The organism is Paraburkholderia sp. SIMBA_027, assembly GCF_046535315.1.
Lineage (GTDB): Bacteria > Pseudomonadota > Gammaproteobacteria > Burkholderiales > Burkholderiaceae > Paraburkholderia > Paraburkholderia tropica.
Genome location: NZ_JAWRWY010000040.1, coordinates 1 through 18,716, shown reverse-complemented (window position 1 = coordinate 18,716; position 18,716 = coordinate 1). Strand labels below are relative to the sequence as shown.

Sequence of the window (18,716 nt, the reverse complement as noted above, 5' to 3'; positions counted from 1 at the left end):
TCTGCATTTCGTCGTATTCGCCGTGCTTATGCTTGTCCACTTCGCAGCCCTTTATACAAGTGCCTAACACGCTCTAGCCTGGTACGTGCCATTCCACTCTTTGGATATGGAAGCGACTCGCGCATTGATAACCGCGAGCCGTCTGCATCTTACGGAACAGTTGCGGCCGATGCCAGCACGGCTAGACTCCCCCTTCCGCGGGCTGCTACCGGGCCTTCTGCATCGCTTGCTCGCGTGTTGATGGCCTTACGGTAAATCTCCTTGGCTACAGCGAGTGTGATTTGCATGGGCGTTTCCAGTGCCGCGCGCAGCGGCGAATTTTCCCTTGCAGTCTGGCCGCTTTTTCCTGTCCATCAGTAGTGGTAGCGGCACGAAACGACATTGATTTGCGTACTCGCGACTTCGTAGACCAAGCGATTCGTTTCATCAATGCGGCGCGACCAAAAACCGGTCAGGTTTTCCTTCAGCGCCTCGGGTTTGCCGATGCCTTCGAATGGGGTGCGCTGCATATCCTTGATGAGTTGAATGATGCGCTTCAACGTCTTTTTATCCTGCCCCTGCCAGTAGACGTAATCACCCCATGCCTCGGAAGTCCACATAATGTTCAAGGCGCCGCTCATTCGCTGTCATCAACCAACTTACGGGGCTTTACCTTGCCCGCTCGTGCCTGCGCGATAGAGCGTTCTAGGTGAGCTACGTTTGCCGGGGAGCGCAGCAGGTGGACCGTCTCCATCAAGCTATCGTAATGTTCCTGGGACATGACAACTGCATTGGGGGCGTCGCGGCGGGTAATGAGCGTTACGTCCACATCATCAACAACCTGGTCGATGACGCGCTTCAAATTGGCGCGAGCGTCGGTGAATGGGATGGTACGCATATGTCCTCCTTCATGACCAACATGTACTGTTACAGGTACAACTCTACGACGCCCGGATGAATACGTACACATATTCGTACATGTTGGTCTGTCACTCGTTTCCCCTCGCCGGGCGAGAGCGATAGGGCCACTTTGCTGCAAACCAAGTCCAACCCTGCCGCGGGGGTGCGGACATCAAGGTCTCGCTCGGCTCTCTCAGCCCCCTCGAATACCGGGAAAGTCTCGGAATCGCGGCATAAACAGTCCAAGATTTTAGCCGCGCCCCCGCCTTCTCTCCTCGTGTTGCCCAAGACGGGCATAAAACTGGATAGGCAATGCTTCGGGGCCACGCTTGTTAAGCGCGGGCCGGATGCCGCCACATAGTGGCACGTTGCTGGGCGCACTGAGGCGCTGGATGGCACTGCAGGGCGCACCGACGCGAGATCGCCCACGGCAGCGACGCCCTCGGCCAACGGTTCCGTCAGGGATAGACAACGTTCCAGATCGCCTCGACCGCCCTCTCGACGCCCTCAAGATACGGCGGCGCCTCGACGTCGATGCCCGCGGCCGCGTGGGCCAGAATCATCGACTCGACGGCATCGATCGCCGACTTCGCCTCCGGGATCTCCCCTTCCTCGTTCAACGACGAACGAATCGCCCCGCCGCCCTTAGGCGACAGCGTGATCACGATCCCTTGGACGGCCAGACGGATTTCCCGAGCGGCGCTATCCGGCAGAGGCCGGACCTGCGGCGACCGCGCCGGAGCATGCACGACCGCCTCCATCTCCGCGAGCATATAGCCATGCAGCTTTGCCATGTCGTCGTGCGTTCCTCGACGGAAGCAGACCACCTCGTTCAGCCGAGATTGGTACGTACCATTTTCGAAGATTTCCACCGCGTGGCGCGTGAAGTCGCCGTCGTGCGAGTACGAAAGAACCGTTGAACCGGCTCGTTCGGTCCGCTTGACCTCAGAAACGTTCATGCCGCCACTACTACCTGGCAGCGTCGTTTCGCGCTCGCCAGCAACGTCGAGCCGAAGGGGCCAGAACAAACTGGCGCTCACCCCTCGACCTCAGCAACGATCCGCTCGATGTTGTCCAGATCACCTCGCAGCATGCGACCAACCACTTCCTTGACCGTCGCCGTGGAGCAAGCCTGCGTCTCCAGCTGCCCGCTCGTGCCGTAGATGTCGCGTGCCGTGTCACCACGGGCGCCGCTGAAAATCGTGCGGCGTCCGCCTGCCCTTCCTGCCGCACCCAGATGCGCGACTCGAAGCCGGGTTGGCCATAGGCGTCGTCAACCTCATGCTGCCCGTCCACCTCCACCTGCCATTCGTTCCAGACGAGGAGGTTCTCGCGTCGAAGGGCCGTGAAGATCATCATCGCGGACACCGTCATGATTGCTTTGGGCCTGCGAAAACCTCGATCGAAAACGCGGGATCTTCATCGGGTTTTCTGACGGCCGTCTGGGGCACGTGGACACGGTCAGTCCGCGTCGTGGCTGGCGGTGCGTAGCGGCGCAGCCTTTCCCGGAGCGCGGCCCACACCATCACCGGCGCACCGCGGGCCACTCCGGCACCAGCAGCGTCAGACATTGCGGCCGGCACCATCGGCCGGGCGCAGTGCTGCACCGCCTCGCTTCGCAAGCAGCTCACGAATGGGCACGAGATGCTCATCGCCCACGGAACAATCCCTGGTGGTGCGCGTCGATTGGCGCACCGCTGGCGGCCACGTGCCAAGGTAACGGCACACCGCCGAAACAAAAGGCGGATTTCCGCCGTGCGCCATACGCTGCGCTGCCGCCTCCACGCGTGCCTCGCCCACGTGGGTGACGAGCCACTCAACCGCGCGGCGGTCCGCGTCGTTCACAATCCGGATCAGATGCACGATAGGTCCTCCGATGCTAGATGGCTGTACGTATACACACCTGTTAATTTATACAGAGTTTCGTGGATACGCAAGTCTGCTTTCGGAGTGGCAGATTGCCGGAGGGAAAGTCTTTGAGGACAGCCCGCCGGATTAAGCGTCGCGCGCGAACCGCGACCAACAAGCGGGCGCCCCGCCAGAGCTTGCAGGATCTCGGGACGAGGAAGTCGCGACCAAGGAGAGCGGACCGACCGGCCCGGCGACTGTTTAGGTGCCGTCGCCGTCTTCTATGCCGCCGTCCTCGGGCAGCCATTGCGGGAGGTATTCCTCCATCAATTGCTTTACCACTTCTACCTGGAGGGCGTCACGTTGACGCTTGAGCGGGTCGCGGTCAGGCTGTTTCGCCATCCAGCGCTTGAAGGTACAGAATTCGGCGGGTGCAATCGTGTTCATGCGGGCCATGTGGCCCGACGCAGAGACGATCACGGCAGAAAAGCGGGGGGCGTTAAGCAGTTTCCCGGCGCGACGCGCCTGCACCGCCCAGAACTCGTCTTCGTTGTCGGTAAGGCGCATGGGATGCGGATCGCCCTCCTTTGCCTCACGGCGAATGATGTCCACCTCAAAGCCGTCCGCGTTGACTGCCGTGAAAGGCTGGTCTGCGCGCAGGCCAAATGACTGGTCCACCCGTTTGAGTAGCCCGATCATCGTCGAGCCGAGCACGTCCATCTGGGCAACGAACCGCACGCGCTTGCGTGTGTCCCACAGGAGGTCCACGTCCTGGGTTGCGAGCGCTGCAGTTTCCAACCGTACGCCGGCGGCCGCCTCATAGGCGTATAGCGCGTGAGTGCCGACGACCGTAAAGTGCTCGGAGATGCCAGCGCGGTCGAGAGAGCCAAGGATCTCCAAGACGATCTTTGGGACGCGCCCCACGTGGAGCGCCCGATTCATGCGTTGCTGGCGTTCCATCGCCTTGCCGAGACGCTCCAGTGTAGCGCGGCTCTCCGCCTTGCGGGCAGTGAAGCTTTCGTAGATTTTCTCGGTCTCAGGCGAGCGCAGGCCGAGGCTTTTCTGCGCGTTTGTGGGTGAGGTCCGGATCAAGTATTCGCCACCGTGCTGCGTCCTCCAGTACATCCCGCCGCGCACGCTCTCGGCCTTCTGCCCGGCCTCCTCGTACGCGGAAAAGGTGCGGGAGGCGTCGATGTACTGCCGACGCGCGTCATCGCCAATGTCAAGAATCTCGTGTTTTTTCCGTACGTTTTCCATTTTTCCTATTTTATACGGAAAACGCCATAAATTCATGACCTTGGGCCTATAAAAAGGTCGTTAGGCGGTCTCGAAAGACCGCGCACTCCAAGATCTCGTCGATGCGACTCCGGTGCGGCTCATGACTTCGTCTCGCGCCGGGATGGAGGCCAAGGCGGCCGCTGCAATGCTTGATGGAATCACGTGGATGCCGGCTCAGGCGGTCGGCAGGCAGCAGAATCCCGATGCGACGAATCCGCATGCGGTGTCCAGCCGCGGGAAGAGGGAGGGCAAGGTCTTCGCCATCGAACGCGCTGGCCAGACGCTGTACCCCGACTACATCTTCGATGAACTCGGCAAACCGAACGCCACCACAATCCGCAGCATCAGGCCGAAGCGCGCGTCCAGTACATCGGCCTCCGCGATCTTCGCGTCGACGTCGATACCATTTTCGGTCCACGACTTCGATGTCGTCGCAACGGCCGTGCGTCGCAACTGCGTGGTGGTAACCTCGGGAAGACAGTCAGACAGTCGAACGACGAGGCCCCTTTTCCCGATCCACGTCGCAAACTTGCGCAGCATCGACAATTCGTTCTGCACAGTCGATACCGCCCGCCCCTGCGAGTGCCAGTGCTTCACTAGCGCTTCAACGTGCCTTGCACCAAGATTGCGGGGATTCTGCAACTTAAAGCCCATCTCGTTGAGCGAGTTGAACACCGAGAACAAGGTCTTCGCGGTGAGCTCTCGCGCTCTGTACGAGGCAAACTTTCCGTCCATACGGACGCCCGCGTGCTGATCTATGAGTTTCTGCAACTCCCCGCGCCATCCGCCATGCGTGTCCTTGTGAGCAGTGCGTTCATCTCTTTTCATCCCGACCTCCTCTCAGTCGTTCCATTTCACGAAGAATCACGCCTCGTCGCGTGTATAGCGCATTGTGAAATGCGCGCCGGTTGCTGCCGGGTGCCTCTAACTGCCTGTAGCTTTGAGGGGCATGAGCAGGCCCTTCTTAAAAGTGTGCGTTTGCGTCGCCGGCTCCCACTACAACTCTTACTGCTCAGCGATGCCCCGGCGCTCGCGCTAACCGGGTCTCCTCCCCTAAGGGTGGAACTGGCCTTTAAAGCAGGGACCATACTGCACCGATTCGTCTTGCGACGATCTAGGCACGGTGCGCGCCTCATACATTCAACTCCTGCGCGCCAAAGCATGCAGGCCGGGCCCTCTATTCGCCGGTCGTGCGACCGCAACGAATAGCCCACTCAACGACTCAGTCAGCGAGCAGCAAAAGCCTCTTCTACGAAGGTCGTGCGACCTTTGGGAATTTCTGTCTGTATCGGTTCAGACGCCCTAAACCGGCCGCTAATCAGCACGGGGTAAGGGTTTCGCCCTTCCTCTGTTTCCCATAGTCATCCCATTGGGTGAGGGCGAAAAAAAACGCGCGTGTGCGCGTCGTTGCTTTTCTTGAGCGTCCTTGTGCAAGGAATCCGCCCAGAAAACACGGTGACAGTCATGCCGGCCGACGACGCGCATAGGCGCGCTTAAGCCTTCTTGGAGGGCCCTTGTACAAAGAGTCCACCCAAAAAAGCGATCGACGGCAGAGCCGCCACGTGATGATTAAAAGAGTTCTCCCGACGAGGGGAAAGCATGCCGCCAGCGCGGCTGAGGTAAAGAGGGTGAGCAAAACTGCTCACATGCGCGCCAGTAGACCATAGCGGTCCTTTTACCGCAAGCAGAAACCACACGTAACGCCTGATTTCGGAGCGCCGGTCTGAAGGCGCTCAACATCAGCGACACGTCACTCTGCGCTGCGCAACAGCGCACACATCGATACGCAACAGCAGACGCAACGATAAGCAACGATACGCAACAGCCAACGCAACGATAAGCAACGATACGCAACACCGGCCTAATGAACACCGTTTCTTCGATTCATTCGTGATCGGTTCCCTCTAGTTGGCATGCGAGCATCGGCTATCCGTAAAACCAAAATCTCAAATGCCGTGAAGTTGTTGAGCGAATTCCTTGCGGTTAGCCGGCAGAAGCGGACGCGATCCTCTACGCCGCGTACGAGGACGCGCTTGCCCTTGGTGACGCGCTCCTGATCGGTCGGCTGGGGGTTCTGGTTCGACATGCTCAGAACCCGAAGATGCCGCGGCGACCGCGCGTGATCGTGACGTCGTCGCTTCCGGCGCGCAGCACGATCTTGTTGGCGAGCTGCTCCACGACGATGTACTGGCCGCGGCGGATAAAGTTGGGCGCGATGTCATCGCCGTGATCCTTGACGATCGGCACGGCAAGCTTTCTCGCGAACTATTTTGAGAGAGCCCTCGCTACCACTTTGACACCATGGAACAACTCTTCGTCGTCCCGCAATCACTGAACAAACGCACTGCGCGCTCCATGCACTCTCAAATGCAAGAATTGGATATTTCCTGATATGAAGTCGGGCTTTTCTATCGCGGAGTTCTGCGACAACAGATCTGGCCGTCGCAGCGAGCGCTGGCGAAAGCACTCGGCATCTCAACCTCTAGCGTATCCCGTCTCATCGCACTGGCGAGCATTCCCGCGGCAGTGGTATCCGCGCTAGGAAGCCCAAACGAACTTTCGTTTCGTGTGGGTGAGCTTGTGCTTGGAGCGCTCAAAGTGTCCGGCGAACGCGCAGTGATCGAGAGAGCGATGGAAGCGAAGCGGTTGGGCTACCAAGAAGTTGAGGAGCGTATCGAGTACATCGTGTCTGATCGGGTACCCCAACAAAACGTCGGGGGAATTCGAGTTCGACTTGCGCGGGATAAGCAGAGCTTGCGTGTGGAAATGCCTCAGCTCTTGCGCTTGATGCCGCATCTTTCAGCCCTTGAAGAGTGGCTATCCAATTCGATTACATTCTTTGAAGCGTCGGTACTCAGCAAAGTGGCCGTCGCGGCCCACGATGCACGCGGGGCACGGCGGTCACCCCTCGATCGAACGGTCTCAACGGGGCAACAGAAATCGGGCACTGAGAGGGTTAGACTTTAGCGTTCGGCCTGCGAATCACAAAACAAGAGCCGACGTGCTGCCACAGCTAGCGCGCCCTACCCTTTGCTGCACGCGCTTTGTTATACACAAAGCCAGCAAAACCATCGCGGAGGTCCGGGTAGCGCTCAAACATCGTCTCGAAAAAATCTCCTGAGACGTCAATGCCCAGTCGACGCAATGTGAGCTTGCCTGCCGCACTAGCCTTGAACGTTCGACGCAAATCATCCCGCTGCTTTGACGTTGCTTCTTGGTAGATTTCCCAACCGCGGCGCACCTCATCGACGATACGATTTTGCGCATGTACATCCTGAGCCGCGATTTGCAGAGCCATACGTGTTTCCACATGCTCTCTTGCATCGGCTTCACGTCGTTCCGCAAGTGCGAGCGTCTCCTGCTGCTCTACCATCAGGCGTTCAGCGTCCGACACAATCCAGCGCTCCTTCAGGGCTTTCATGAAAAAGCCCGCAGGGCTTTTCGATACCTTGCCGAGCTTTAGACTGAAGCGAGTGCGCTCAATGGCCTGCTCTAAGCGTTCGTCCGTGTACGTGTCGCGATCCGACGCAATCTGACCAAATTGAACGCTGGAGAGCCCGAACTCTTGCTTGAGCGTTTCGTACAGCACTTTCGCTTGCTCGTGCGTATGTAACAAGCGCTCCTCGACGGCTTTACGTTCGATGCGGAAACGGAGGCGGCCGATCTTTCGCGACCCCTGCTCATTGCGAGTTTCGAAGGACAGGTGGAGGTCGGAAACGGCATTGATCTGCTCGACAGCTGGTCCGAGCCAGTCGCGCTTGAAATATTTGAACTCCTTCGCCTTTGCACCGATCGCTCCCTGCCAAGACCGTAGTTCATCGAGAGTGAACCATTCGGTTACGCCCTCATCTGCATACGGCAGTAGGTGGTCGTACATCACTCGCGCATAGCTAAGCGTGAACAGTGAAGTGATGCGAAGACTCAACCAGTGCGACTTCCCGGGACCACGAATTATGCCGATGAGGTCGGGGGGAACTCGAAACTGGAAGCGGCCGCCGGCGTAGGAAATGCGACCGATCAACTGTACAGAGCCGAACGGCTTTGTACCGTCGGCCTCGGCTTCCGCTGTAGCCTGGATTAGAGCTCTCTGCGCTTCAGTGATGACCTGCTCGAGGTGAGCGTTGTTGCGGCTTGAGTACCGCATGAGCCACTTAAAGTAGTCGAGTTCGACGTCATAGAGATCGTGAACGCCGGACTCCTGAGCCACCACAAAATAAGCAGCATCGATCAACCGCCGCGCGGCAACACCAAGATCCACGATCCGAATGAGGACGTTTTTTCGGGCAAAGCCGATATCTTTTCGGGCGGCTTCGACCGGTAGGTCTTCCCCTCGCGCATCGTCGAAAAGCGCCAACGCCAACTGCCTGGACGTGGCTACCTGCCCTCCTGCCGTCATTCGACTCCCCTCGCCATCGTGGCCGCATATTTGTGCCGTACGGTACCGACGGCAAGGTGCGCTGTCAACACAGATCACCTCACCTTGCCCAGCGTAGCCGCTCAAATCACCTCACCTTTTGCTGATCGGATCACAACTTACCTCACCATTGCCGCCCAAACACCTCACCTTACGGGCCTAAATACCTCACTTTTGCGGGGTAAACGCCTCACTCATGCGCTCAATCAACAGCACCTTGGACACAAAACACCTCACCTTGCGACGCTAACCCGTTGTTTATATTGACAGACACTGTCGCTGTTGGTGGTTAGTAGGTTTTATGTTTACAAAAACAAACTAACCCCTGTTTTGCAAAAACGGAAATGTGTGCGCTCCTTCCGTTCCTTGGAGCTACCAACCAGCGGAGAAAACGAAGATGAGTCGTAAAAATCCGCGACCACAAGGTGAGGCGAATTGTGATCCATCGAGAAAGCTGCACAGGAACGGGCGACTTTTGCCGCCCTAAGGTGAGGTGTTTTGTGTCGCTCTAACCGGCGACGCAACGTGGCTTGAGGCGGTGCTTCGTAGCTCGGACGGCCAAAGGCCGTCCGTTGGACCGAAACCCTCCCGCTAAGCGGTTGAAATTCAAACCTTTTCGAACAATTTGCCCCAGTGGGCCTCGAAAGGGTCGAATGTAATGGCAATTCTTCGGCACGACGAGTATTCTACGGTTCGGCGGGCGAATGCTGCCAAACCGTAGAAGTGGAAGGTGGGCGTTCGGAAATCGCCTCACCTTTGATGAAAGGGAATTTCCAATATGAATTTAAGCGAGCTTCCAAGTATCGATCGACGGGTGAAACTCACGGATTTCAGTGAGTTTGCTGATCGTTTGAAAGTGATGACCGACGAGCTTCGCGATCAAATCTTGGCACCGCGTCCGCGGAAGAATGCTCCGGTCTTCACGATCGGAGAACTGTCGGAGCTTTGTGGCCTTGATCGACAGAAGATCAATTACCTTGCGACCAAGGACGGCAGTGACCTGCCCGCGGGCGAAACGCACGGAACTGGTCGAGCACGGATCTTTTCATTGAAAGACGCCCGGGAATGGGTGCAAAAGGTCTCGACGATTTATCAGACGCCGCTTGTCACTGGCACTCGGGAACAACGCGGCCGTGTGCTGACAACGGCAAATTTCAAGGGAGGATCGTGCAAGACTACGACCTCGATGTGCCTTGGTCAAGGTCTCAGCCTGCGCGGCCGCAAGGTGCTCATGATTGATTTGGATCCGCAAGCGTCGCTGTCGGAGCTCTGTGGGTTATACGCGGAGAAGGATATTAATTGGGACGATACTGTTCTCCCCTACATCTACGATCCGAACATCGAAGGTGGCCTCGGGTCGAAAGTCCAGAGCACCTATTGGGACGGACTGGACATTATCCCCGCGCATAACTATCTGCATGATGCGGAATTTCACCTCCCCGCTGAGCAGAAGACGAATCCGGGATTCAAGTTCTGGTCGATTTTGCGTAACGGCATCGAGCCGCTCCGTACGCAGTACGACTACATCATTATCGACACGGCACCATCGCTGTCCTATATGACGTTGAATGGACTGATGGCGGCCGATTCAATGGTGATGCCTTTGGTCCCAGAGAGTCTCGACTTTATTTCTTCCTCGTCGTTTTGGTCGTTGTTCGCCGAGGTTGCGAATGGCTTTGCAGAGCACGACGTCGATAAGACCTACGACTTCGTTTCCGTGCTTCTCTCGAAGGTTGACTATGGAACGACGTCGTCCGCACCGGTTGTTCGCTCGTGGACGCAACGCGCCTACGGCGATTGGCTCCACGCGATAGAGATCCCAGCCAGTTCGGTCATGAGCAATGGTGCGCTCGCATTCTCCACCGTTTTCGATTTGTCACGTGCCGACACTGTGGCGAAGACGTTGGCGCGGGTAAAGCAGCCACTAATGGATTATTGCAAGTGGATTGACGATCAATATGTTGCACAGTGGAGGGCCGGCCAATGAGCAGCCTGCGTGACCGCATGATGGCCAAAACGGCCGACGTTCGAGCAACGAAAGATATCAAGCTCGCTGAACAATCAGAGAAGAATAAGACGCCTCTTACTGCGCCTGGTATGGCAGGAGCGTTAGCGCAAGCACAGCAGCGGATCTCTGAGTTGGAGAAGGCAGGCTTGCCATCAGAGGTGAGAGTCGCCGATATCGTTCCGAATCCGTGGCAGCCACGTCAGGTGTTTTCCGAAAGCAAGCTGACTCAACTCGCAGAGTCGATTCGAGAGTCGGGTCTCGTTCAACCCATTGTTGTCCGGCGGAAGGACGCGGGCTATCAACTTGTGGCGGGCGAACGACGTTGGCGCGCGCACAAGATGATCGAGAGGGAGATCATCAAGGTCTTTGTGGTCGACCTTTCAGACGAAGAGATGGCGTTGCTTGCGCTCGTCGAAAACGTCGCGCGGGAAGATTTGTCGGACTACGAGATTTCGCGTTCGATTCGTCGAACGGAGAAGGAGTTTCCGAGCCGCAAGCGAGTCGCTGAAGCTTTGGGGATTTCGCGTTCGGAGCTGTATAGATTTCTCTCGTTTGCAGAGTTACCGGACTTTGTCATTCGAGACTTGGACGTGCAACCACGCTTGCTCGGCGCCCATGCCGCCCAGAACCTGGTTTCCGTGCTGCGCGATCAAGACGAGAAGGCATTCGAACTTGCCAAGCAAGCTTGGACGAGGGTCGTCGCTGGCGATCTCGATCAAACAAAACTCGCGAAGGCCATCAAGCAAGCAATCGAAGACGATGGGAAGACGGACCATAACGTTAGTGATCGAAAGATCGAGAAGATCTTCGCGGGCGGAAACCAGGCCGGATCTATCACCCGCGATTCTGTGGGCCTCACTGTGAAAATTAGAGCGGGACTTCTCACCGATGAAAAGGAAAGGCAAGTCCGCGAGCTAATTGCCCAACTATTCACTGGCACGGCGTAAGCTTTTTGTGCGAACCACGAAGCCCGATTTATCGGGTTTTTTTTACGTCTTTTGTGTGGCGGCTTATAGCGCTACAAGGCGAGACTATCGTGACCCGCGGAATCCCGCGGTCAAGGTGATGCAGATCTAAGTTGCGCCGGTGGAGCGACTCGGCGGCAGGGATGCTTTTGCGTTGTTGTTGGCGCTGCTTCCTGGATCTGGAGTGTCCTCAATGGAGACACGACATGAAAAGCGTAACGGGTATTTCAACAATGCCGACGGAGTGCCGAGGTGTCTCCATTGGAGACACTGGCGATGAGTTTCGGGCGCTGAAACCGATATGAGCAGGCTGAACCGAAGCTGCACCAGTGAAGACCTAGCGCAATCGCTAGCTTACGGGACGCCGCCGGAGGTGCGGGGCTCAGAGGCGCGATCATTGCGGACACGCGGTGTGATATTAGAGATGAATACTCGTTCCCAGGCTTCGTGTCTGTCTCCAATGGAGACACTCGCGTCCAGGGGCTGTTCCGACTTATGCCGAGAAGACGGCCTTTGAGCCCTGTTATAAGGCAGGTATGGAAGCTGTAGGGGTGCCGTTGTTTGTGTCGGAATATCGTAGTAGGTACTCTCGGGCGCAAGTCGGCTCGTGAGGCCGAGACGGGAGCAACTCCAATCGATAGTGTCTCCATTGGAGACACGAGTTCGTGTTTCCTGGAAACAGCCAGTTACCGAAGTTAGAGCAAAGTGCGCATATTGTCCGCGGGGGCGCGTGGAGATATGCTGCTAGCTTTTTCCGTCCTGTATGGCCGCACTGGCGTGGCGCTGGACGCGACTGATGCAGGCTCGTGGCAGAGTGTGTCTCCATTGGAGACACTCCTGTTGGCCGGTATGGCGGTCCTCCTCGAAAGTGACCTAAGTTGAGCCAATGCCCATGTGTGCAGCAACGCGCTGACAGCGCCAAGCGCGTTGATCTGACCTGAATGGTCAGAAGCAATAACAGCGTTCACGTGGATGAAGGTGTCTCCATTGGAGACACTTCGTACTGCGCCGAATCATCCGTACTGTCTTGCCGCGACGATTGGCTCGCGTTGACACGTCTGTGTCGTCGGGTGCGATGAGTATTAGAGCGCAAAGTCGGACATTCGCCCGGAGATTGCGGAGCGTTAGGCTCGAGACTCCGGTTTAATCCCGGACTTTGTTCGCGAACTCCGGGATTAAACCGGGGTTCCAAGTGGTGAGCGTGGGGCTATCACGAGGCGATTGCACACCGCATCCAGCTAAGACCTCTGCGCGACCACTGTATTGTCCCACCCATTTTTCATTTTCCCCTGCATTAGTCAACTGAAGCGAATGTGTGTCAGCGATCTAGCCCGTTACATGGCAAGCGAGATTGCGCAGCGCGGCGGCGCGATCGAAGCTGGAGAGCTTTAGGCGAATCTCATAGTCTGGCGATCTTCGGAGGTTCCGAAGATAAGGGGGAGAGCGTGGAAATACGTGCACGTAAGCAGATACACGAACGCCTGCGTGACCATGCGTCAAGAGTAGCGCCCGCTCTATTGGCGGGGAGTTGGACCGGTTTCTTCACCAGAGCGCGAGCAACTACCGGCTCGCCTGTCGAGCACGTGCGTCGACTTCGTCGATGCTTACCTTCGCCCAACGCAGCCACGTTGCAAGTTTCCACACTGCGGTGCGGACACGCAGGCCCACTTCGTTATCGAATTTCAAACGCTGTACTGCGCCACGAGGACTCCGGGGCGTCCGGTGAAGATCGTTCCACCCTATGGAAAATCTAATAAAGCTGGAGCAACTGGGCGATTTCGTTGAATGGTAACCCGTGTGTCTTGGCCCCTTTGTCGCGATTAGCGCGCAGTTGCCGAATGGCTGGTAGCGCGTCGGATAGTTCGTGCAGGCTCGGCACCCGCTACGCGATCACGACGTGTCACTGCTGGCAGACGATCAGGTGCGGACGGATTTCGTGCTTTCCACCGACGTGCTTGCGTGGTTTCCGACCGGGCGGCGATCGCTTCGCGCTGCAGCAGATTGTCAGCGAACGGTAATCAGGCCGAGGCTAATGTAGATCAGCGAAGTGGCGATACACAGCAACTCTCTGCCGAGGCGTTGGATAGGGGGACGCTGGTCGGTCGAGCCAATGTGTACGGGACGAGTGTGCGGATCATGCACGGCGTCGGGGTTTGGCGAAGCGCGATTTAGGTACAGAGATTGTCGAGCGCTTCTGCCTAGATTGGTACGTTTGCCTGTCCCGTGCACCAGAAAAATCCGTTCGGCCTCAGTGAGTGACCACAACGGAGTCCGAGCGGCCAGCGGGCGGACCGGAAGGGACTATCGAGCCCGATCGACGCCGTGCAGAGCGACGGCAACGCCGCGGGATGCTCGGCCTAGTACCGGAATCATTCATGGTCGGCAGATTTGCGTTGCACGCGTCAGGAGTGCGACTAGCGGTAAGCTCGGCGCCCAGTGCGACATGGGCCGGATGAGCGCCCTCGTCGGCAAACGTCCAATTTCCGCTGCTGCTCAGCAACACGGCGTAGCGGATCGCATCGGCCGTTGCATTCCCGTTGAGCACCTCGCGGACAGCGGTATTCACCAGTGCCCGGCACTCGTGCGGATTCCGCATCGTCTTGGCTTAAGGTTCGGGCGTGCGGCTAGGACGCAGTTCGACAGCAGGCCGCAGGTGTGCATCCAACTACGCCACGCGAACGACTGCGCAGCAGTTCCACTCCCGAAACGGTTGCATCCTCGGCGTCTGCGCGACCGCCACGCTGGTATGGAATCCGGACAGTCCGACGTATTCGCCGTATGCCGTACGCGTTTCATTCTCGGCCCTCGCGTCGGGAAAGCCGCGCCTCGGGGGCAGTCGAGACGCCGTCGCCCGTCTACCGGTACCGTCGCTGCCTCATCGCGGCGAAGGCCGTCGAAGTGAGGGGACAATGGATCGCTGGCGCGCCGCCAGTCATTTACGAGTTGGATTCCGACTTCGATTCGCTTGCCCGCGATGTAGGGCAAGCGCAACTTTCTGGGCACTGCTGAGAAGGAGGGGGATGTCCTGTACGGCGCCGCAATGGGATAAGTCCCAGACTGGGCTACATTGTGGCGCTAAGGTTGCCTAGTTTTTGCCCGCCCGGAGACTGTCCGTGAAACAATGGGGGCGCATTGAATGCCGTTGTCTATATAATTGATTTTTAAAGATAATCAAACGATTTCCGGGTGATGTTTCACGGAACTCGCTTGGCCCAACGCGGGCAGGACTGTACGCGAGTGCATCGAGGTTCGATGCGGACCGGCTGCGAACCGTCGATGTAGCGATTGATACGTATTCTGTAATTCTCACATTCCTGTTCCTGGAACCCGGCAGATGCCGCGTACTGACGCGTTCACGGACCGCGCCGGTAGCCGGTCATGCATCCGAGGCGGACGCACGGATCAGTGCGGTGGACGCTAAAATCAGGGGGTCGAGGCTGCGGCGGCTTTGCGACGAAATCCATGTCCAACCTGAAAGCACTGCGCGCCGAACTCGGCCACGTCAACGAACTGCCGGCCGACGCGCGCTCGCGCGAAGTCACCGCTGTGCTGGCCCGGTTTCGGGACGAGATTGAACTGCTGGGGATCACTGAGCAGGAAATCCGCCGGGCGCTGGGATATGACCGGCCCGCGCCTGCGCCGGCGAATTACTACGATCCTGCGACGGGCAGGAAATGGTCGGGCCGGGGGGCGGCGTCCGGCGTGACTTGCGGGTAAGCGCCTCCGGGACTACGCGATCGACACGCCTCGGCCCCAGCGCTGGTGGCCCGGTGAAGAGTGAGCGACGCGGGGCAAGGTGAGGGAAATTGTGTGTGTCCGGCATTGTGAAGGGCCAGACGCCCCTTTGCAGTTTTCACAAAGCCAGCACGTATCCCTGGCATCCTCCACTCACGCATCCCCAATACATATATATAGAGGCCCGCCCACGATGGCCAACCGTTTTGAACTCGTTGCCCTGGCGCTGCCGCCTGCCTGTGCACCAGAATCCCTGCCGGCCGGCATTTCGCAGTTCATCGCCGCGTGCTGGCCGGGGATGAGCCGCGCCCAGTTGCTGGACCGCGCACGACGCCTGGCGCTGCGGGCGTCCCTGCGCGTGATGAAGGAGGCGGGGAGTGGCGACGCGGAAGGAGTGCGGCAGTATGCGCTCGTGCTCGTGGCATCAGACGGGTGGGCCGAGCTCGTGGCGCACGTGCGGCGGGTGGTGCGCCGCCGCGGCGCGCGCCGCGCGAAGGTGTCGCTGCCGCCTCCTAGAGATGTACGGCAGGGCGGCCTTTTCTAGTCGCCCTCAGTGCGACTTTCTCAATCGTAGCTTCAGTGAGGGCCGGTTTAAGCAAGCGGGTACATTCCGCACCGTCTGGTGATCCCGGCGTAGGCACAACGCCTGGGCTTGAGCTGGCGTCGTCTGCAGGTCGCATTGGGTCAAGTCTGCAAGATTTCCATGAATGTCCCTCGCGCATCTGCACGCGCTACCGCGCTTGCGGGCGCGGCCGCATAGTGAATCTGAGAGTTGGACGTTCTCTAACCGGTCTGGCGTTACTTCAGCGTCAGCCTTGGGCTGTGTTGCATGTTGGGAGCCAACTTGCACGCATCGCTCGATTCCATGAAGATGGGTGCTTAGGAATTCGAATCAATGTGATTGCGGATCTATGTGATGCGGTTCCTTGCCGGTCGAAGCCTTGCATTTCCCAAGGGCCTGAGATGCCGATAGCGCTGACGTTTCGGGACGTTTTCGGGGGAGCATGGCTCACCACAGCGACCCCGTGGTCCGTGCCGGGAAGTGTGCGAACGCGGTCCTGCGAATGTCATTGTTCGGTTGTTGGGCTGGCGTTGATATGAAATAGCCAGTGGCACCAGTCATCCCCTACTTTGGTTCATGGTCTGCGTGACGGGTCGTGCCGGGTTCTTGCGCCACACAGTTTGACAAGTCGAGACGCGCAACTATCAGTACTGCACCGTGACATCACCGCTCCTGCTCTTCCGTATGCTCGAGGCCGTACTCTTGCACTTGTTGCGTTGTTCGGACATAGACGACGCTCTCGCTGCGATGTCCGGCGTGGATCAGCAAACCGCGAGTCGGACTTGCTGACTTGACTTTGCACCCGGCCCGATAGAATGAGGGGGTTGCAGTCAGGCAGGTCGCCCATGAGGAGACCTAGTGAGCCGCACGTTCTACCCTGCTGGGATTGCGGTGTGGTTGGTCCCAGCGATTGGACACGGCACTACTGATGGGCAGAGCTATTGCGAATGGCCTTGCGTGAACATCATCTTCCGGGGCCGCGGCAAAGCGGTCGGGAATCCAACGATTCGTAGGCCGGTTCAACTTCAGGCGGAAACGAGCCGGGTCTATAGCCCGGTAATTTTCCAGCGCAAACAATACGGAGCAAAACATGCAGGCCATCGTGTCTTTGGGTGCCGCCAGGGGGGAGCTATCGGTGTGCGATTGACGCACGCGCCAGCGACGGCCAGTGCCAAGCGTAGCGGCGCGCTGTCGCCAATGAGGTGCGTGAAGTCCCGTCGGCTGACAGTGAACGTAAGGCGGCGAGCGTGATTGCGTGGTTGCACGGCGACTGGACCTGCGTATCCGGCACGCCACTGGCCGCGGCGCATCCGACGGGTGGCATGCTTTCTGGAAGGGAGAAAGGTTACCTGATGAGCAGATATTCAGCTGGCTTGGCAACTTCAAGTTATGTCATCGATGCAGCGGATACGCGAGATCGCACGATGGATTTCCTGAACGTGATCGGGATTGCCGCGCGTTATGAAAGTGGGGCGAACGGGTTTTCCGATGGATGCAGGATTGATAGGGGTACGCTCGCTGTCGATCCGGCATGTCGAATCTCAACGCTGCTCCATGAGGCGGGGCATCTCGCGATCACACCACGTAGCTTCCGGTCATGGATGGACGGGAATCTTTTTGCGAGCCAGCGCGCAATGCTGGATGCGGTCGGTGACGCTAGGCATGATCCGGATGATCCACTCTATCGTGCGGTGATCCAGTGCTCGGACCCGGAGGCGACCGCATGGGCGTGGGCAGCAGGCGCTGCGCTTGGGTTGCCCGGTGAGGAGATCGTCCGCAGTGACGAATATGGCGGCGAAGGCGATACGATCCGCCTGGCGTTAGAGATGCGCGCCTATATTGTTGTACATGGACTTGCTCACGCAGGCTTCTGCTCGATTCGGGATCGCGGTAGCGTGGCTGGCTGGCCGCATCTGCACTTCTGGACGCAGGATGCAGGTAGTGTCGACGCGGCTGGCTCCCATGATGCCGGTCGTTGCGGAGGTGTAGCCGAACAGTCTTGATTGGGCCTGACGGGACGCCAGTACCGTCCCAACCGGAGAGCCTCGCGGCTAACTTCGTAGACAAGGATGAAGTGAACGTACCATGACGAAAGTGGATCTTGCGCAGGCGGACTACGTCGAGTTGCATCGCGAAATCGCGTTGGTAGTGGAGTCTGCCCGGTCGGCGGCGGCGCGCAGCGTCAATGCGCTGATGACCGCCACGTACTGGGAGATCGGCCGCCGGATTGTCGAATTTGAGCAGGGTGGTGAGGTGCGGGCGGGCTACGGAGAGGCGTTGATCAGGCGTCTGGGGACGGATCTGTCTGGCAGGTTCGGTAGAGGGTTCGGTGTGCGCAACCTCGCGCAGATGCGGGCGTTCTACCTTGCATGGCCCGCCGATCGAATTGTGCAGACGGTGTCTGCACAATCTACTGAATCCCGGATTTTGCAGACAGCGTCTGCAAAATCTCAAACACAGAAAACAACCGATACGGCCAAAGTCGGGGCACCGGAACTGACCGTCGTCGCCCAGGCCTTTTCACTTCCCTGGTCTGCCTATGTGCGGCTGCTTTCCGTCAAAACCGAGGCCGCGCGCGTCTTCTACGAAACCGAAGCGTTACGGGAGGGCTGGTCGGTACGTCAGCTTGACCGCCAGATCGGGAGCCAGCTATACGAACGTCTGGCACTCTCGCACAACAAGGCGGCGCTGCTCGGCAACGCTGCACAGGTTCAGCCCAGTGATCTGCTTACACCGGAGCAGGCCATACGTGATCCGTTTGTCCTCGAGTTTCTCGACATGAAGGACGAATATTCGGAGTCCGATCTAGAAGCTGCCCTCATCCAGCACCTCGCGGATTTCCTGCTTGAGCTGGGCGATGACTTTGCATTCCTCGGGCGCCAGCGCCGTCTGAGAATCGACGATACCTGGTTTCGGGTTGACTGTTGATTTGCACGGAATCCTGACCGGTGGGGATGCGGACAAAATCTTGGACTACTTTGGAGGTAGTCCATGTATTCATACGAAGACCGCGTTCGGGCGGTCGAG

The 18,716-nt window shown here is 58.4% G+C and carries 14 protein-coding genes and 1 pseudogene; 7 read left to right on the top strand and 8 right to left on the bottom strand.

Features of this window, described 5'->3' with window-relative positions; genetic code table 11:
* Positions 1–353: 353 nt before the first annotated feature.
* The 7 genes from SB764_RS37555 to SB764_RS37525 all read right to left on the bottom strand — a co-directional run bounded on the left by SB764_RS37555 (position 354) and on the right by SB764_RS37525 (position 6,252).
* Positions 354–620 (bottom strand): Txe/YoeB family addiction module toxin, encoded by a 267-nt coding sequence (locus SB764_RS37555; RefSeq protein ID WP_410866402.1) that lies wholly within the window; start codon positions 618–620, stop codon positions 354–356.
* Positions 617–877, bottom strand: coding sequence for a type II toxin-antitoxin system Phd/YefM family antitoxin (locus tag SB764_RS37550; RefSeq protein WP_046577948.1), 261 nt, complete (start codon positions 875–877; stop codon positions 617–619). The genes SB764_RS37555 and SB764_RS37550 overlap by 4 nt, the downstream gene beginning before the upstream one ends.
* A 460-nt stretch (positions 878–1,337) precedes the next feature.
* Positions 1,338–1,919, bottom strand: coding sequence for a hypothetical protein (locus SB764_RS37545; RefSeq protein WP_410866401.1), 582 nt, complete (start codon positions 1,917–1,919; stop codon positions 1,338–1,340).
* 523 nt (positions 1,920–2,442) lie between these two features.
* Positions 2,443–2,742 carry a hypothetical protein gene (locus SB764_RS37540; protein WP_410866400.1) on the bottom strand — a complete coding sequence of 100 codons (300 nt, stop codon included), beginning with the start codon at positions 2,740–2,742 and terminating at the stop codon, positions 2,443–2,445.
* Positions 2,743–2,988: 246 nt separating this feature from the next.
* Complete coding sequence (locus SB764_RS37535; RefSeq protein WP_410866399.1) at positions 2,989–4,020, bottom strand: GSU2403 family nucleotidyltransferase fold protein; 1,032 nt, start codon at positions 4,018–4,020, stop codon at positions 2,989–2,991.
* Positions 4,021–4,299: 279 nt separating this feature from the next.
* A complete protein-coding gene (locus SB764_RS37530; RefSeq protein ID WP_410866398.1) occupies positions 4,300–4,833 on the bottom strand; it encodes a phage integrase N-terminal domain-containing protein in 534 nt (177 codons plus the stop codon).
* A 1,260-nt stretch (positions 4,834–6,093) separates the two neighbouring features.
* Positions 6,094–6,252, bottom strand: coding sequence for a hypothetical protein (locus SB764_RS37525; protein WP_410866397.1), 159 nt, complete (start codon positions 6,250–6,252; stop codon positions 6,094–6,096).
* 174 nt (positions 6,253–6,426) lie between these two features.
* Between SB764_RS37525 and SB764_RS37520 the strand changes: the two genes are divergently transcribed.
* A complete protein-coding gene (locus SB764_RS37520) occupies positions 6,427–6,972 on the top strand; it encodes a hypothetical protein (protein WP_410866404.1) in 546 nt (181 codons plus the stop codon).
* Between the two features lie 46 nt (positions 6,973–7,018).
* Here the strand turns inward: SB764_RS37520 and SB764_RS37515 are convergent, their stop codons facing one another.
* Complete coding sequence (locus SB764_RS37515; RefSeq protein ID WP_410866403.1) at positions 7,019–8,401, bottom strand: replication initiation protein; 1,383 nt, start codon at positions 8,399–8,401, stop codon at positions 7,019–7,021.
* A 796-nt stretch (positions 8,402–9,197) separates the two neighbouring features.
* Here SB764_RS37515 and SB764_RS37510 point away from each other — a divergent pair.
* The 6 genes and pseudogenes from SB764_RS37510 to SB764_RS37485 form a co-directional block, all read left to right on the top strand.
* Positions 9,198–10,406, top strand: a complete 1,209-nt coding sequence (locus tag SB764_RS37510; RefSeq protein WP_410866396.1) for a ParA family protein — start codon at positions 9,198–9,200, stop codon at positions 10,404–10,406.
* Positions 10,403–11,374: a ParB/RepB/Spo0J family partition protein gene (locus SB764_RS37505; protein ID WP_074986994.1), complete on the top strand. Its 972-nt coding sequence runs from the start codon at positions 10,403–10,405 to the stop codon at positions 11,372–11,374. Before SB764_RS37510 ends, SB764_RS37505 begins: the two co-directional genes overlap by 4 nt.
* A 3,480-nt stretch (positions 11,375–14,854) precedes the next feature.
* Complete coding sequence (locus SB764_RS37500) at positions 14,855–15,109, top strand: H-NS histone family protein (RefSeq protein WP_410866395.1); 255 nt, start codon at positions 14,855–14,857, stop codon at positions 15,107–15,109.
* 211 nt (positions 15,110–15,320) lie between these two features.
* Entirely contained in the window at positions 15,321–15,671 is a 351-nt protein-coding gene (locus SB764_RS37495; protein ID WP_410866394.1) for a hypothetical protein, read from the top strand.
* Between the two features lie 1,265 nt (positions 15,672–16,936).
* Positions 16,937–17,692: a hypothetical protein gene (locus tag SB764_RS37490; RefSeq protein WP_410866393.1), complete on the top strand. Its 756-nt coding sequence runs from the start codon at positions 16,937–16,939 to the stop codon at positions 17,690–17,692.
* An 82-nt stretch (positions 17,693–17,774) separates the two neighbouring features.
* Positions 17,775–18,611, top strand: a pseudogene (locus SB764_RS37485) (PDDEXK nuclease domain-containing protein); the annotation flags it as partial.
* Positions 18,612–18,716: the final 105 nt, after the last annotated feature.